Genomic DNA, 15,623 nt, shown 5'->3' on the forward strand with positions numbered 1-15,623 from the left:
GCCTTTTTTAACAAAATTATTACTGTGCAACCTGCTCTGATGCGTCATCATCGTCTTTCGGACGATAGAATTTGGCACACAACACACCGACTTCAAACAACAAACACATTGGGATTGCTAATAAGGTTTGAGAGAAAATATCGGGTGGCGTGAGAAACATACCAATTACAAAAGCAGCCACGATAATATACGGGCGTTTTTCTCTTAAATCTTCAGGTGTAGTTACACCCGCCCAGCATAATAAAATGATTGCCACAGGCACTTCAAAACAGATACCAAATGCCATAAAGATGGTTAAAACGAAATCTAGATAGCTACTGATATCGGTTGCCATTGTTACCCCTTCCGGGGCAGTTGAGGTTAAGAAGCCGAAAACTAATGGGAATACCACATAATAAGCAAAAGCCACACCGCAGTAGAACAACAAGGTGCTTGAAACCAATAGTGGGTAAACTAAGCGTTTTTCCTGCTTATACAACGCAGGGGCAACGAAAGCCCAAACTTGGTACAAAATAAAAGGCACAGACAAAAACACCGACACAACAATGGTCAATTTAATTGGTGTAAAAAACGGCGTTGCAACATTGGTTGCAATCATCGTTGCACCTTCAGGCAGGTTCTCTGTTAAAGGAGTTGCCAATAGGGTATAAATATCGTTTGCCCAATAAACTAAGCAACAAAAAACGACTAAAATACAAATAAAACAACGTAATAATCGGTTTCTGAGTTCAATCAAATGCGAAATCAGCGGTTGAGATTCATCAACTTCTGCCATACTCTGCCTCCGATTTCTTCGCTGTTTCCGTTGTAGTTGTAGCCGGAGTTGCTAAATCGTCATCTGGTGGGTAGTAAGCCGACATATCCACCAGTGCTTCTTCCATTTCAGCTAATTCTGCAATTTCATCCGGCGATAATTCGCTTTCTGCTTTAGAAGCAGGTAATTGCTCAGATAAATCATCAACTGCAAGCGGTTGATTTTCTACTGTTTTTTGCAACTCTTGAGCTTCTAGCTCTTGGCTTTCCTGCTCAATTTTTTGTTGGATTTCTGCTACCTGCTCATCGCTCAGTTTTGGTACTGTTGCCGATGTTGCAGCATTATTATCAAACTCATTTTTTGCAGAATTAATCGAATCTTGCAACTGAGTCGCCGAGTTTTTCAAATCTTCTACGGTTTTACTCAATTCAGGCGAAAGGGAACTCAAATTAAGCTCTTCCGCCTTTTTAATGCTGTCTTTTAATTCCTGCAATTTAAGTTCTTGAGCTAATTCATTTTGCACGTTTGCGGCTAAACCTCGAATTGTACTCACCCAGCCCATCACGGTTCTAATCGCAATCGGCATACGTTTTGGACCTAGTACCACTAAGCCCACAATCATAATCAGTACTAATTCAGAAAAACCTACATCAAACACGAATTAAACCTGCTCTTTATCTTTTACAACGGTTTGTTGCTCTGTTGAAACTCTTTCTTTCACTTCAACTTTTTCAACGTTATCAAATCCCGCATCTTTTTTCTCATCAGACATTGCTTTTTTGAAGCCTTTTACTGATTCACCTAAGTCAGAACCTAAAGTACGTAATTTCTTTGTACCGAAAAGTAACACGATGATTGCAACCACAATCAGAAGTTGCCAAATACTAATACCACCCATAAAAACTCCTTTCATTTAATTGGGAATAAATAAAGTAAAACTCCATTCATTATATGTTACTTTGACATATAAAAAAGGGATTTTGCAAAAAATTTATAAAAAACGACCGCTTATTTGCGTTGGCTCAAAATCAACGCCAGCGGAAATATGGTTAATAATGACACACTCAGCCACAGAGGCAAAGATTCAAATTTCCAAAATGTGCCGAGGATCACAATTAGCGAAATCGACAGCGTAATAAAACGGCTATTTTTGCTTGAATTTTGGTCTTTTAAACTCTCATTAATTTCCGCCAATCTAAAGTTGATCTGTTTCTGTTGCTGCAAGGCTTTAAACATCGCCTCAGGAAATTCGGCAAAATGTTCACGATATTGCGGCAAACGCTGCTTAATATCCCGAATCATCGCTTTTACGCCCACCTGCTCATTCAACCAATTTTGTAAAAACGGCTTTGCAGTTTGCCATAAATCGAGCTGTGGATACACCTGCCTGCCCAAGCCCTCAATATAAAGTAAGGTTTTTTGTAACAGCACCAACTGCGGCTGCACTTCCATATTAAATTCTCGAGCCACATTAAACAGATTCAGCAAAACGTGTCCAAATGAAATTTCAGACAACGGCTTGGCAAAAATCGGCTCGCAGACTTCACGGAAAGCTTGTTCAAATTTATCAATATCGGTATCTGGCGGTGTCCAGCCTGATTCCACGTGCATTAAGGCAACACGGCGATAATCACGGTTAAAAAACGCCACAAAACTTTCCGCCAAATAGCGTTTATCGTTATGGTTTAGCGTGCCGACAATACCACAGTCAATACCGATATATTGCGGATTGTGCGGATGTTCACGGCTGACAAAAATATTGCCGGCGTGCATATCTGCGTGGAAAAAGCTATCACGAAACACTTGGGTGAAAAACACTTGCACACCACGTTCGGCAAGTAATTTCATATCTGTTCCATTTACTTCAAGCTCGGCAATATTGGATACAGGAATACCGTAAATCCGCTCCATCACAATCAGATTTTTATGGCAGAAATCTTGGTACATTTCCGGCACATAGAGCATTTCACTGTTTTCAAAATTAGCTCTCAGCCGAACAGCATTGTGCATTTCTTTGCGTAAATCCAGCTCGTCTAAAATTGTTTTTTCGTACTCTCTAACCACTTCGACCGCACGCAAACGCTTGCCATCATTTGATAATTTTGGGATCAGTTGAGCAATTTTATACATTAGCTCCAAATCCGCTTTGATAACAGGTTCTATGCCCGGTCTAATCACTTTCAGCACCACATCTTTGCCTGCAAGCGGTTGATTTTGATTAAATTTTGCCGTGTGAACCTGAGCAATCGAGGCAGATGCCAACGCCGTTTCATTAAAATTTTCAAACCACGTTTCGAGAGAACCACCTAATGCTTGCTCCATAATTTGACGAGCAACTTTACCCTCAAACGGCTCTACATTGTCTTGCAACAAGGCAAGTTGATCGGCAAGCTCCGGAGCAAAAAGATCACGGCGAGTGGCAAGCATCTGCCCTAATTTAATCCAAACCGGTCCAAGCTCTTGCAATGCCAAACGTAAACGCACGCCATAAGGTTTTTCACTATGCTGATTTTTAACCCAAAACAACGCTCTACGCCCTAATTTCATTTTGCGGGTAATCGGCAGATTAGGAATGGCTTCATCAATGCCATAGCGGAGAAAAGTGTGGATAATTTGATAAAAACGCCGAATATTTTTAAATTGCATTAATGAATTCCTAATTTTGCGAATTTTTGCTCTAATTTGACCACTTGTTGTGCCAATTCTTCGACCTGATCGTAAAAATTCACCGCTTGCAGGCGATGAACGAGCACAGGGCGTTCTTGCATTAAATTATCAACCAAATGTTGGTTATTTAGCTCGAACTGAGATTTAATTTTACCTGCCATCTTTTTCGCAAAATCGGTTGAAGTTTGTGCTAATACATCACCAATAAAAGGGGAAAGCAACTCCGCAGGGTCTTTTTCTAACTGCTCAAGTAACGTGGTGAAATGTTGCAACACCTGAATATCGCCATTTATCACGAGCGATTTATTATTGATTAAGTCGGTGAGTTTTTGTTTATCTGCCAGTTTAGGGAGTGTTTCAAACGCCAATTGTACAGAACAATCTGGCTCGCCTTCATAGCTACCTAGCCAATCTGTTCGATTTTCACCAAACAGGATAAAAAAATCCATTTTGGGAGAAGTTAGTTCAGTTTTAAGCACTTTCCCTGTTAATTTACGTAGGTTAGGCTCAATATGTGGTGAGCGTTTAAGTAACGCATTAAATGCCGTTTCAATCAACCCAAAAGCAAATTGAGGAAACATCAATTGTTGTTTAAGTTCATTTAACATCGCTAAAATTTATAACCTCTGTGTAACGCCACAATGCCTGCACTTAAATTATAGTAATTCACGCTATCAAAGCCGGCGTTTTCCATCATTACTTTCAGCTCGTCTTGTTTTGGGTGCATACGGATAGACTCTGCCAAATAACGGTAACTTTCTGCATCATTCACCACCACTTCACCCACTTTCGGCAAAATATTGAAAGAATAGAAATTATAAAGCTGACTGATCGGATCAATAATCGGCTTTGAGAATTCCAATACAAGTAAGCGACCGCCCGGTTTTAGCACGCGGAACATTGAACGTAGGGCTTTGTCTTTGTCGGTAACATTTCGCAAACCGAAACTAATCACAATGCAATCAAAGGTGTTATCGGCAAACGGCAAACACTCTGCATTTGCCTGCACATAGCTCACATTACCTACTACACCTAAATTGCGTAGTTTTTCCCGCCCGACTTCAAGCATTGAGCTGTTGATATCCGCTAAAATCACTTCGCCTGTTTCGCCCACAATTCGGGAAAATTTTGCGGTAAAATCCCCCGTACCACCGGCTAAATCCAGCACTTTTTGCCCTTTACGAACACCACTGCAATCAATGGTAAAACGCTTCCACACACGATGGATACCAAATGAGAGCAAATCATTCATTAAGTCATATTTACCTGCCACCGAGTGAAACACATTCGCCACGAGCTGCTGTTTTTCTTCTTTAGCAACGGTTTTAAAACCGAAGTGAGTGGTTTCTGTAGCTTGGTCTAATTTTTCAATTTGTTCTGGTTGCTGAACGTTATTCATAGCTCATTCTCTTTCATTAAAATTTAGGTGTAACCATAGCAAAAAAGCGGTCATTTTTCCTTAATAATTTGCAAATTTCATCAAAAAAATCACCGCTTGTAGCATTGCCAATTTTCCAAGCAAACCTCCGCTTACTTGACTAAAAAACCTAAATTCTGTAACATTCGCACATTATTTTTTCTTGAGGATTACACATTTTGGACAGTCATAGTCGATACTTAACTCTTTAACCTATCTTGTCTAACCTCAAATTACCGACAAGATCGGGAATACTCGCCTAGTATCTTTGTTCCTTTTTGTCCTAGCCTCCTAACCATTCGGAGCTTAATATGATCCGTGCTTTTGGACTGGATAACGCACGCTTAGTCAGCGTTGATGAAACTAACCCAACCCTGCTCAATGATGCAATATGGATCGACCTCATCGACCCTTCTGAAGCTGAAAGAAGCGTGTTAGAAAACCGTTTAGACCAAACCCTTGCTGAAGAACACGAATTAGAAGACTTAGAAGCTTCTGCACGCTTTTTTGAAGATGAAGACGGCTTACACTTGCACTCATTCTTTTATTGTTTAGATGATGGTGGCTATGCGGATATTGCTACCGTTGCCTTTACTATTCGTGATGGGCGTTTATTCACGTTTCGTGATCGAGATTTACCGGCATTTCGCCTGTATCGTATGCGTTCACGCCGTGAAAAATTAATTGACAGTAACGCTTATGAATTGTTGCTCGACTTATTTGAAACCAAAATCGAACAGCTGGCAGACGTAATTGAGGAGGTCTATGCGAATTTGGAAAAATTAAGCCGTGTGATTTTAGACGGTAAACAAGAAAAAGATAACTTTAACGATGCACTTTCTCGCTTAACTGAATTTGAAGATGCCAGCTCAAAAGTGCGATTATGTTTGATGGATACCCAGCGAGCCTTAAGTTTCCTATTGCGTAAAACACGCTTACCGAATAACCAGCTTGAGCAAGCTCGAGATATTATGCGAGATATTGAATCCCTACAACCGCACAATGAGTCATTATTCCAAAAAGTAAACTTCTTAATGCAAGCGGCAATGGGTTATATCAATATTGAGCAGAACCGCATTATGAAATTCTTCTCGGTGGTGTCGGTGATGTTCCTGCCGGCAACCTTAGTAGCCTCCACTTACGGAATGAACTTTGAATTTATGCCGGAATTGGGCTTTAAATATGGTTACCCAATGGCGATTGGTTTGATGATTATCGCCGCCTCAGCTCCTTATCTTTACTTTAAACGTAAGGGTTGGTTATAAAAGAAAACCTATAGTTTTATAAACTATAGGCTTTCTTATTCTCTCACAATTGGCTAGGAAATATTTATGTTTGATAAATTAAAACACTTCGGCACTATGGTAAAAAATGCCATTATTCAGCACCCGATTGAAATTTTATTCGTAACCTATGTAACATCAATATTGCTGCCTTATGGGGGCGAATATAATTCATTAAAAACTTTTCAAAACTTAATTGCCCTTGCTCCAATTTGCTTTATAGTGCTTTATTTAGCACGCAGCACCAAAGCTTATTGGCTTTTAATTCTGTTGCCGATTGCAATTGCCTTGTTTTTTACTGAAATCAAACTTGAACTTATTAAAGATTCCCGTTATTGGGCTGTAATGCTTTGTACTTTCTTATGTTTAATCAGCCAACATTGGCATAAAAATAATACATATTTTGTCCGTGAAACGGTCAATAAATTAGTAAATATTGGCTTTGCTTTTGTATTAGCAACGATTATTTTTGCAGCATTAAGTGCGATTACATTTGCCATTACCAAGCTATTTAACCTCAATAGTTATGATTACTCTCTATTCGAACGGTTCTGGATATTTTCTATTGTTTGGGCTTTCCCTGTTCTATTTCTAACACTTGAACACCAAAGATCTGCGGATGACTCCACCTATTTAAATCGAGTCGGTGAAATGTTACTAAACTGGATTTTATCGCCGGCGTTAATTATCTATACCACCATTATTTATGCTTATGTGGTTTATATTATTATCCGAGGCGAAATGCCAAATGGCGTGGTGGCAAACGTTGCATTCCCCTATTTAACTATTGGTTTGGCAATACAAGCGGTGCAATTATTGCTACAAAATGCAAAATGGCAGTGGTTCTATCGTTACTATGTTTATTTAGCCTTATTGCCACTCGCTTTAGTGTGGTATGCCATTTACATTCGCCTAAGCAATTATGGCTTAACTGAAGCCCGTATTTATTTAGCGATTGGAGCTATTACTTTATCCATCTGTTATGGATTATTACTAGTACAACGTTTCGCTCAATACCGCTTATTCTCTGCGGTTTCGATTGCAGTCATTTTGATTTCAGTATTTGTTTTAGACCCACAACAAATGGCGATTAAAGACCAAACCCAGCGTTTAGATCGCTATTTGAAAGAACATAACTTGCTAGATAAGAATAATAAAATCGATAAAGAAGCCGTATTTAAACATAAACAATCACTAGACGATAACCGTGCTGAAATTGAACGTTTTAATTCAATGGTAAGTTATGTTGCAAGAGAATTTCACTCTGAAAAATTTAAAGAAAAATATGGTATTGAGTCATCTTATGAACTGATTAGCGAGAGAGATTATAATGAGAATCCACGCATCTTTGAAACCTCTGATCTCAGCCCTATTCGCTTAACCAAAACCGATATGGAAAATGTAAAAGAGTTTATTGTTCTTGAGAGAAGGTTTTATCGCCCAACCCATATCTATACTCGAAGAACCGAAGAAGATAGAAATCAGTGCCAAACGTTAATCTATCAAGGTTATGATTTTACCACTAATGAATTTAATGCGGATAATTATACCAAAACCGCCCAAGCCTGTGATGAAATAAAAGCCCCGACGGAGTTTATCATTGCCTTTAAAGGCATTGAGCCGGAAATTCAATTTAATATAGACGATGAAGTGCGAAAAATTTTTGATAAGCATAATTTAGACATTACGCAAACGCATCAATATGAAGTTTTGGAAAACATAAAATCCGATCTACTTAACATTGATTTAGGCAGTGCGGTGTTATCACTGAGCGATATTCGACTTCAGTTTGAAGATAATATTGGCTATATGGTAGATAATTTCAGTATGAAATATTTGATGTTTAAATAACGAAAAAGCGAATTATTTTTTAATAATCCGCTTTTAATTTCAACTAAGCCAAGCTTGCCACCATCACCGCTTTAATCGTGTGCATTCGGTTTTCTGCTTGTTCAAATGCGACATTCGCGGGTGATTCAAACACCTCTTCGGTTACTTCAATGCCATTTGCTAATGCAGGATATTTTTCAGCGATCTCTTTACCAACTTTGGTTTCACAGTTATGGAATGCCGGCAAGCAGTGCATAAATTTCACTTTTGGGTTGCCGGTCAATTTCATTAATTCAGGCGTTACTCGGTAAGGCATTAATAAATCAATACGCTCGCCCCAGCTGTCTAACGGCTCACCCATTGAAACCCACACATCGGTATGCACAAAATCTACACCTTTAACGGCTTTCTCAATGTCTTCAGTTACGGTAATTCTTGCCCCTGATTCCGCTGCAAATTTTTGGCACATTTCAACTAAAGCTTCTTCAGGCAATAAGGCTTTCGGAGCACAAATCCGCACGTCCATTCCCAATTTTGCACCGATTAATAGTAATGAATTCCCCATATTATTTCGGGCATCGCCAATATAAACATAGCTGATTTGGCTTAACGGTTTTTCGCAGTTTTCAATCATCGTTAAAACATCGGCAAGCATTTGGGTTGGGTGGAATTCATCGGTTAAACCATTAAACACCGGCACGCCTGCATAATCGGCAAGCTCTTGAACTACGGATTGTTTAAAGCCACGATATTGAATTGCATCATACATTCTACCCAGCACGCGGGCTGTATCTTTCATTGATTCTTTATGCCCGATTTGCGAAGAGGTTGGATCAATATAAGTAACGTGAGCCCCCTGATCGTAAGCCGCCACTTCGAAAGCACAGCGGGTACGGGTGGAGGTTTTTTCAAAAATTAACGCAATATTTTTGCCTTTTAACTTTTGCTGTTCTGTGCCTGCATATTTCGCACGTTTTAAATCACGAGCCAAGCCTAATAAAAAGCGAATTTCACGCTCGGTGTGATTTACTAAACTTAATAAATGTCTGTTTTTTAAGTTAAACGCCATTTTGTTTCTCCCTGTAAACATTAAAATAAAATATGCAAAATTATTGCATAATAATTCAATCGATAGCAACTAAAATTTTACGGTAAATAAAATTCTCCTTTACCCACTAAAATTGCTTTACCGCCAACGAAGATAGTGTGCTTCTCATCAACACTTAAAGACAAACGGTTCGGTCTATCTATTTCATCACCTTGAGAAATAATGACATTCAACGGTGTTAGCCCTTTTGCAATATGCCACCCGCCCAAATTTGCCGCAGCTGAGCCTGTTCCCGGATCTTCCACTACCGCACCTTGTGCAGTAAAAAACAAGCGAGCTTTTACTTTATCTCCTATTCTATGCCAAATATAGAGACTATCTTTAATGGCTCTATTACCTATAAATAAATTTGCATTTATTTTGCAATTTTCGACCGCTTGTGGGGAGGATAACTCAATCAACAACTGCTCTACGCCGGTGTTTACATAGCAAGGTTCACAAGCGATATCGCTAATCTCAAGTCCTAAAATATCGGCACATTCGGCACGGCTTAGAGGGGTACTTTCCAACTTTGCTCCATTTTTTAATGCAAAGGTAACTTCATTATTTTTATGTTGAATTTCAACCAAACCTGCATTGGTTTCAAGAAGGTATTCATCAAGCAAATTGAGTTTTGAACGTAAAACGAAGGCTGCACCAATGGTTGGGTGTCCTGCGAAAGGCATTTCATAATCAGGCGTAAAAATTTTGAGTTTTTTGACCGCTTGTAAATAGGTAGGAGATTGAATAAAAACGACTTCGGAAAGATTAAACTGACGGGCGATAAGCTGCATTTGGCTATCCTCTAATCCATCTGCTTCATAAAATATCGCAACTGGATTGCCACCAAAATAGCTTTGTGCGAAAACATTAATTAATGAGTAAAAGTAGCTTTTCATAACACCTTTTAAAATGAATAATTATTCATTTTGGTTAAATTTTTGTTCCGCAAATTCTATCAGAGCAACCGTTTGCCTTCAAGTGTGTTATCTATTAATTGCTTAGTAATCTATTTTTCTAAAAAAGAAATTAAATTTTCATCAAACCACCTCTTTAGAGTTAGTAATTTTTGATTTATTTCAAAGTTTAAAAAAATAATTCGAGTATACTTATTTCCAGTGATTATTTTTAAATTGAGGTTCTTATGCTTTATGCAGAATTTTTGCTTTTATTAGCATTTTTATACGCTGGTAGCCGTTATGGTGGTATCGGTTTAGGGGTTGTGTCAGGTATTGGTTTATTCGTGGAAGTTTTCTTCTTAGGAATGCCGCTTTCCGCTCCGCCAATCAGCGTTATGTTAGTGATTTTAGCCGTTGTAACCTGTGCTTCTATCCTTGAAGCGGCTGGCGGTTTAAAATTTATGTTGCAGATTGCAGAACGCATTTTACGCAACAACCCTAAACGTATTACGTTCTTAGGTCCGCTTGTTACCTATGTAATGACGTTGATGTTAGGTACAGGGCATTCTGTTTACTCAATTATGCCGATTATCGGCGATATTGCCTTAAAAAATAAAATCAGACCGGAACGCCCAATGGCAGCCGCCTCTGTAGCCTCTCAATTAGGGATTACCGGTAGCCCGTTATCTGCTGCGGTTGCTTATTATTTAACTGAAATTACTAAATTACCGGGCTTTGAAGGCGTTACGCTTTTAAATGTGGTAGGGGTAACTATTACCGCAACTTTCTGCGGTGTCATTGCGATGTCTTTATATAGCTTACGTCGCGGTAAAGAGCTTGAGGACGATCCTGAATTCCAACGTCGTATGCAAGATCCGGAATTACGCAAACAAATTGAACAAACCAGTGCAACTTCGTTAGATGAACAATTACCGGCAAGTGCGAAAAACTCAGTTTATCTATTCTTAGCTGCAATTGCGACTATTGTAGTTATTGCAATGATTCCAAGCATTAAACCAACAGTAGCTGCAACAGGCAAAGTAGCCGGTATGGATCAAATTATCCAAATTGTAATGCTTACGTTTGGTGGTTTAATCTTAATCTTAACTAAAACCGATCCGAAAAAAGTGCCAAATGGTGTGGTATTTAAATCAGGTATGGTTGCCGCAATTGCAATTTTCGGTATTGCGTGGATGAGCGATACCTACTTTACGCACGCAATGCCGGCATTTAAAGCAGGTGTGATGGAAATGGTTCAAGCCCAACCTTGGACATTTGCTTTCGCAATGTTTGCTGTGTCTGTGGTGGTAAACAGCCAAGCGGTAACTGCAAAAATGTTATTACCGGTGGGGATTGCAATGGGCTTACCGGCTCCGTTATTAGTGGGTTTAATGCCTGCAACCTATGCTTACTTCTTTATCCCAAACTATCCGTCAGATATCGCAACCGTGAACTTTGACGTAACAGGCACAACTAAAATCGGTAAATACTACTTCAACCACAGCTTTATGGCTCCGGGTTTAGTAGGTGTAATTACTGCTTGTATTGTGGGTATTACAGTAGCGAATGTGTTAATCTAATTACATATACATAAAACAAAAAAACAAGCGGGCAGATTTTGTAAATTTTTTACCAAATCTGCCCGCTTGTATTATTAGCTAATGGGAATTACGCTTTACCAAATAATTTCGCATCGAGTGAATATTTTCCTGCACCGATGAAAATAAAGGTTAAGAATAATACTGAATAAAGACCGGCTAACTCGCCACCATTTGTAAGCGGTCAAATTATTTTGCATAGATTAACAAATTATTTTGCATAGGCAATATGCTACAAGCTATGCAAAATAAACTGAAAACAAACGCCCTTTAAATCATCATTAAAGGGCGTTTAAATTTTAGAATTTATAAACCATATTATCCTCATACTTGCCGTTATAACTTGCTGAGGTTTGCACTACTATACGCTGTGCATTATCAAAAGCCTGCCAGTTGTCCCATTTGTCCTCGACCATTGCATCAATAAAGCGGATAAACTCACTTTTGGTCGAGCTGAAAAAGACATAAGGCGGTTTAGTTAGGTGAATCAACCGTAGGAAATCCACCAAATCAAAATAACGCTCTTGCTTGTAGCTCTCTTGATGTGTGCAGAGATACGGTGGGTCAAGCACTAACAGCGTGTTAGGTTGCCCTGTAAAGCGTGGTACAAGTTGATGAAATGACTCTCGCACAATCTCCACGTCATCTAAATAGCCATCTGCGGTTGGGTAATCACTTTGGCGGATACAATGCCAGAAATTTTGTTTGTACAGCTCATCAAAAGTGCTAACTTGCTGACCGCTAAACGCCAACCAGCTGCATAAAATATGCGGGTCTTTATAACCTTGAAATGCCTCAATCGCCTCAATAATTTGCGATTTTTTGGCATTATCCAACCGCTTGTATTTAGGTGTGTCAGCCATTAAATCGGCGATAATGCGGCGTAGCCGGTTAATATCATCAATGTGCTGTAAACGCTCGCTGTAATTATCGTAATCGTTGTAAATTACACGGGCTTTGGGTTTGAGTCGTTTGGCGGTATGCGAAAGCAATCCACTACCACCAAACACATCAATGATTGTCCAACCTTCACCATCATCAGGGATGTTTGCCAACACTTGCTCAAAGTGTTTTAAAAACATCCGTTTTTGACCGATAAATGGGAGTGGGGCTTGTTTAAATGTTACATCATTTTGCTTGCTTGCTGTTTAGTCTGAGTTGCAGAAGCTAAAGAAGCAACAGCTAATGCGTTTAAATTTTTCTGCATTTTTTATCCCTTTTTGAAAATTGTCGCTAATTGATTTGGGCTGAATCGCCAACCCTCATTACTGTTTTTGATTAAGTTAAAACACCACTCGGAGCAAAAATACTTATCCTGTTTTTGCTTGATACCGAATGCAATCCCTAACACGCCTCGCCAGTCGTAAGGTTTGCCTTTGGTTTGCTCATAATAGGCTTTGACCTCTCGCTCGGTTAAATTAGAGAGCTCAATTAAGCCCCACTTTTTATCATTTAATGGGATAATTTTTTGTCTCACTCCACCATCACGAGGACTTGAGCTATAACACTCATACCACTCTTCACGGTGATAGTGGTCTTTAATTTCACTTTTCTGCACTGCAATTTCACAGTGGGAATACTGCCCTTTTGTTACCTTGCGAATTAACCAATCAGTGCAACGAGCATATAGGTTGCCACCAGAACCTTTGTAGAGAGCTAGATAAATTTTATTCATTTTATAGCCTCCCCTTGATTTGGCAAACTGTACACAGGCTCAATCGCTTGCACTTGCTCTAAAGTTTCTGCTGTGTTTAGTTGGTCTTCATAAGCCTGTCGTTGTCCTGCCACAATCGCCGCTACGGTTTGATATGCCATTGCTTTTTCGTAGGCTTTTTGGCGTAAAAGCTCAACTGGCACGCCTCGCCTTTGAGCAATCAAGTCTAATGTTGGCGTAGCGACAGTTTTATCCGCAAACCACGCCTTAGCCTCTTCTCGCTGAATGCTCCAAGTATCTCGTTCAAAAGCAGGTGTTTTGTCATATTCAGCCAAGTCATTAATAAAGGCTTGTGCCTTTTGGTTGATTTCGGCTAATTTTGCAGATTTTTCAGCAGAAATGACCGCTTGTTGTTGCTCGGGGTCGATTATCCATTTCTTGTTTTGCCATTTGTGGTAAGGGCTTGGAGCTTTACCCGATGTTTTGAGTTTCCCTTTCTCCAACCATACTTCGCCACCACCTGTAATACTGGCAGAGATAATATTTAATTCATCTTCTGTCATCACAGGATACCACCCCTCACCGTGTGTGCGGTACTCAACACCTGATACCTCATCTCCGACTAAAACCGGTTCATCAAACATCTTTTTTTCTAAATTAAATTGCTTTAACATCAATATTTCTCCCTACATTCGGCCCATAACTAATATGTACAACGAGGTATCATGTCTGCCACCAACTCTAATTCTGTTCTCACCAATGAAGTAATTACCATTAACTGCGTGTTCACCGTGCCCTCTATCAGTAGCTAATACAATTGGATGACCTGTATAAGGTTCGGGCAAGTAAAGCTCTCTTGCCCCAAGTGATTGAGTACGCATCATTGTAATTTTTAGCCCAAGTGGTTTAAGATTATATACTGATGCACCCGCATAATGTTCTGCATAATACGTGTAGGTAAAATCGTCTCGTTTAAGGCTATTAATTAGTGTTCTGACCCAAGCAGTTGTGGGTACTTGGTGATTGCTTGCCTCTAATGGTGGAGGTAGAGCTTTTACCGTACCATTCACCTGTAAGCGGTTTTCTCCATCGTCTTTATGGTCTCCAATGACAAAGTTGTTTGTATCACCAAACAACCGCCAGCCAATACGATAGTTATTTTGGCTATCATTGCTACCAGCCTCTAATACCGCACTACCATCCGCTTTTAAGTAAGTTTTAAGTACCGTTTTAATTTGGTACTTTTCCCCATTTTTAATAGACGAATACACCCCACCCAACTCACGCCAGTCGCCCCAACTACGAGGAATAGCTTCATTAATATTGGCATTAATCAACGTAAAATACGGCGGTTGTGTTGGATTATCTCGTTCCACCACAACACGAGAATTACTCTGTATCTTACGCTCTTCGCCAGTTTGAACAATGTCCCCATCACGGAAGAAATAATTGCCTGTCGCAGTACCGCCACTGTTAGATAACTTACTCTCACTCAATCCGTTTAAAGCAGCTGACAATCCAGTTACTCTTGAAATAGGTAAAGTCAAAATATTAAGCAGTAGCCTTACCCATCTTGTTGTTGGAACTTGTGTATTATCCGCATCAAGATTTGGGGAAATAACCTTTGCTGTACCATTCACCTGTAAGCGGTTTTCGCCGTCGTCCGAATGATTTCCAACGACAAAATTGTTGGTATCGCTAAATAATCGCCAGCCAATACGATAGTCATTTTGACCATTATTACCACCAGCCTCCAACACTGCACTACCATCCGCTTTTAAGTAAGTTTTAAGTACCGTTTTAATTTGGTACTTTTCCCCATTTTTAATAGATGAGTAAACACCTCCAACATCCCGCATATCGCCCCAACTACGAGGAATAGCTTCATTAATATTGGCATTAATCAACGTAAAATACGGCGGTTGTGTTGGATTATCTCGTTCCACCACAACACGAGAATTACTCTGTATCTTACGCTCTTCGCCAGTTTGAACAACGTCGCCATCACGGAAGAAATAATTCCCCGTCGCCGTACCGCCGGTTTTGGAGAGCTTGGTGTTGGCTAAATCATAAGCCGTTTTAACCGCAACGCTCGTCGCCACCGTATCGGCACTATTGCTGGTAACGGAGTTTGATTTTTTGCTGTTGGGGATGTAATTATCAAAGTTACGAGTGTTAGACTGCACCTTTAAATTGATATTGTTACAATATCCCTTAATTGCTTCGGCGACTTGGTTTTGTCTTTGCCCATCTGGTTGCAAATTGCCAAGCAGTAATACATTTCGCAACTCATCGTAAACATCCTGTACTCTCTCTTGCACACCATTAAGCCACTCAGCAGTTACAATAGTGCCAAGCGTACCCGTAGCTGGGTTGCCGTTGATAAAACGCCCATTATTGGAGTTAATATTAGGTAATCTATTCTTCATTTTTG

Annotated in this window: 15 protein-coding genes; 3 read left to right on the forward strand and 12 right to left on the reverse strand. The window is 39.6% G+C overall.

Annotation, left to right across the window (positions count from 1 at the left end; translation table 11 throughout):
* Positions 1 to 19: 19 nt before the first annotated feature.
* The 6 genes from tatC to ubiE all read right to left on the reverse strand — a co-directional run bounded on the left by tatC (position 20) and on the right by ubiE (position 4,820).
* Positions 20 to 775, reverse strand: coding sequence for a twin-arginine translocase subunit TatC (gene tatC / locus X781_RS09945; protein ID WP_025236722.1), 756 nt, complete (start codon positions 773 to 775; stop codon positions 20 to 22).
* Positions 762 to 1,412 (reverse strand): Sec-independent protein translocase protein TatB, encoded by a 651-nt coding sequence (gene tatB / locus X781_RS09950; protein ID WP_025236723.1) that lies wholly within the window; start codon positions 1,410 to 1,412, stop codon positions 762 to 764. Before tatB ends, tatC begins: the two co-directional genes overlap by 14 nt.
* A gap of 3 nt (positions 1,413 to 1,415) precedes the next feature.
* Positions 1,416 to 1,652, reverse strand: coding sequence for a Sec-independent protein translocase subunit TatA (gene tatA / locus X781_RS09955; RefSeq protein ID WP_025236724.1), 237 nt, complete (start codon positions 1,650 to 1,652; stop codon positions 1,416 to 1,418).
* A 110-nt stretch (positions 1,653 to 1,762) separates the two neighbouring features.
* Positions 1,763 to 3,400: a ubiquinone biosynthesis regulatory protein kinase UbiB gene (gene ubiB, locus X781_RS09960; protein ID WP_025236725.1), complete on the reverse strand. Its 1,638-nt coding sequence runs from the start codon at positions 3,398 to 3,400 to the stop codon at positions 1,763 to 1,765.
* Positions 3,400 to 4,029, reverse strand: a complete 630-nt coding sequence (locus X781_RS09965) for a ubiquinone biosynthesis accessory factor UbiJ (RefSeq protein WP_025236726.1) — start codon at positions 4,027 to 4,029, stop codon at positions 3,400 to 3,402. The genes ubiB and X781_RS09965 overlap by 1 nt, the downstream gene beginning before the upstream one ends.
* A 2-nt stretch (positions 4,030 to 4,031) precedes the next feature.
* A complete protein-coding gene (gene ubiE, locus X781_RS09970) occupies positions 4,032 to 4,820 on the reverse strand; it encodes a bifunctional demethylmenaquinone methyltransferase/2-methoxy-6-polyprenyl-1,4-benzoquinol methylase UbiE (protein WP_025236727.1) in 789 nt (262 codons plus the stop codon).
* Positions 4,821 to 5,149: 329 nt separating this feature from the next.
* Here ubiE and corA point away from each other — a divergent pair, with 329 nt between their 5' ends.
* A complete protein-coding gene (corA, locus tag X781_RS09975) occupies positions 5,150 to 6,103 on the forward strand; it encodes a magnesium/cobalt transporter CorA (RefSeq protein WP_025236728.1) in 954 nt (317 codons plus the stop codon).
* A 66-nt stretch (positions 6,104 to 6,169) separates the two neighbouring features.
* A complete protein-coding gene (locus tag X781_RS09980; RefSeq protein WP_025236729.1) occupies positions 6,170 to 7,972 on the forward strand; it encodes a DUF4153 domain-containing protein in 1,803 nt (600 codons plus the stop codon).
* Positions 7,973 to 8,015: 43 nt separating this feature from the next.
* Here X781_RS09980 and X781_RS09985 read toward each other — a convergent pair whose 3' ends face one another.
* The gene (locus tag X781_RS09985) at positions 8,016 to 9,020 is read right to left on the reverse strand and encodes an ornithine carbamoyltransferase (protein WP_025236730.1); all 1,005 of its coding nucleotides are present in this window, start codon (positions 9,018 to 9,020) and stop codon (positions 8,016 to 8,018) included.
* Positions 9,021 to 9,097: 77 nt separating this feature from the next.
* The gene (locus X781_RS09990) at positions 9,098 to 9,937 is read right to left on the reverse strand and encodes a PhzF family phenazine biosynthesis protein (RefSeq protein ID WP_025236731.1); all 840 of its coding nucleotides are present in this window, start codon (positions 9,935 to 9,937) and stop codon (positions 9,098 to 9,100) included.
* A 245-nt stretch (positions 9,938 to 10,182) separates the two neighbouring features.
* On the opposite strand from X781_RS09990, the gene X781_RS09995 reads away from it, so the two are divergent.
* Positions 10,183 to 11,517: an anaerobic C4-dicarboxylate transporter gene (locus tag X781_RS09995; protein ID WP_025236732.1), complete on the forward strand. Its 1,335-nt coding sequence runs from the start codon at positions 10,183 to 10,185 to the stop codon at positions 11,515 to 11,517.
* A 317-nt stretch (positions 11,518 to 11,834) separates the two neighbouring features.
* On the opposite strand, the gene X781_RS10000 is transcribed toward X781_RS09995, so the two are convergent.
* From X781_RS10000 to X781_RS12560, 4 genes are all read right to left on the reverse strand, one after another.
* Positions 11,835 to 12,617: a hypothetical protein gene (locus X781_RS10000; RefSeq protein WP_025236733.1), complete on the reverse strand. Its 783-nt coding sequence runs from the start codon at positions 12,615 to 12,617 to the stop codon at positions 11,835 to 11,837.
* Between the two features lie 128 nt (positions 12,618 to 12,745).
* Positions 12,746 to 13,210 carry an enoyl-CoA hydratase gene (locus tag X781_RS10005; RefSeq protein ID WP_025236734.1) on the reverse strand — a complete coding sequence of 155 codons (465 nt, stop codon included), beginning with the start codon at positions 13,208 to 13,210 and terminating at the stop codon, positions 12,746 to 12,748.
* Positions 13,207 to 13,863: a hypothetical protein gene (locus X781_RS12555; protein WP_025236735.1), complete on the reverse strand. Its 657-nt coding sequence runs from the start codon at positions 13,861 to 13,863 to the stop codon at positions 13,207 to 13,209. Before X781_RS12555 ends, X781_RS10005 begins: the two co-directional genes overlap by 4 nt.
* A gap of 12 nt (positions 13,864 to 13,875) precedes the next feature.
* The gene (locus X781_RS12560) at positions 13,876 to 15,618 is read right to left on the reverse strand and encodes a phage tail protein (RefSeq protein ID WP_025236736.1); all 1,743 of its coding nucleotides are present in this window, start codon (positions 15,616 to 15,618) and stop codon (positions 13,876 to 13,878) included.
* Positions 15,619 to 15,623 lie beyond the last annotated feature (5 nt).

Source organism: Mannheimia sp. USDA-ARS-USMARC-1261, from assembly GCF_000521605.1.
Taxonomy (GTDB): domain Bacteria; phylum Pseudomonadota; class Gammaproteobacteria; order Enterobacterales; family Pasteurellaceae; genus Mannheimia; species Mannheimia indoligenes.

Coding starts and splice junctions, on each gene's coding strand:
- tatC (WP_025236722.1), bottom strand. CDS start 775: ATGGCAGAAGTTGATGAATCTCAACCGCTGATTTCGCATTTGATTGAA.
- tatA (WP_025236724.1), bottom strand. CDS start 1,652: ATGGGTGGTATTAGTATTTGGCAACTTCTGATTGTGGTTGCAATCATC.
- ubiB (WP_025236725.1), bottom strand. CDS start 3,400: ATGCAATTTAAAAATATTCGGCGTTTTTATCAAATTATCCACACTTTT.
- X781_RS09965 (WP_025236726.1), bottom strand. CDS start 4,029: ATGTTAAATGAACTTAAACAACAATTGATGTTTCCTCAATTTGCTTTT.
- ubiE (WP_025236727.1), bottom strand. CDS start 4,820: ATGAATAACGTTCAGCAACCAGAACAAATTGAAAAATTAGACCAAGCT.
- corA (WP_025236728.1), top strand. CDS start 5,150: ATGATCCGTGCTTTTGGACTGGATAACGCACGCTTAGTCAGCGTTGAT.
- X781_RS09980 (WP_025236729.1), top strand. CDS start 6,170: ATGTTTGATAAATTAAAACACTTCGGCACTATGGTAAAAAATGCCATT.
- X781_RS09985 (WP_025236730.1), bottom strand. CDS start 9,020: ATGGCGTTTAACTTAAAAAACAGACATTTATTAAGTTTAGTAAATCAC.
- X781_RS09990 (WP_025236731.1), bottom strand. CDS start 9,937: ATGAAAAGCTACTTTTACTCATTAATTAATGTTTTCGCACAAAGCTAT.
- X781_RS09995 (WP_025236732.1), top strand. CDS start 10,183: ATGCTTTATGCAGAATTTTTGCTTTTATTAGCATTTTTATACGCTGGT.
- X781_RS10000 (WP_025236733.1), bottom strand. CDS start 12,617: ATGTTTTTAAAACACTTTGAGCAAGTGTTGGCAAACATCCCTGATGAT.
- X781_RS10005 (WP_025236734.1), bottom strand. CDS start 13,210: ATGAATAAAATTTATCTAGCTCTCTACAAAGGTTCTGGTGGCAACCTA.
- X781_RS12555 (WP_025236735.1), bottom strand. CDS start 13,863: ATGTTAAAGCAATTTAATTTAGAAAAAAAGATGTTTGATGAACCGGTT.
- X781_RS12560 (WP_025236736.1), bottom strand. CDS start 15,618: ATGAAGAATAGATTACCTAATATTAACTCCAATAATGGGCGTTTTATC.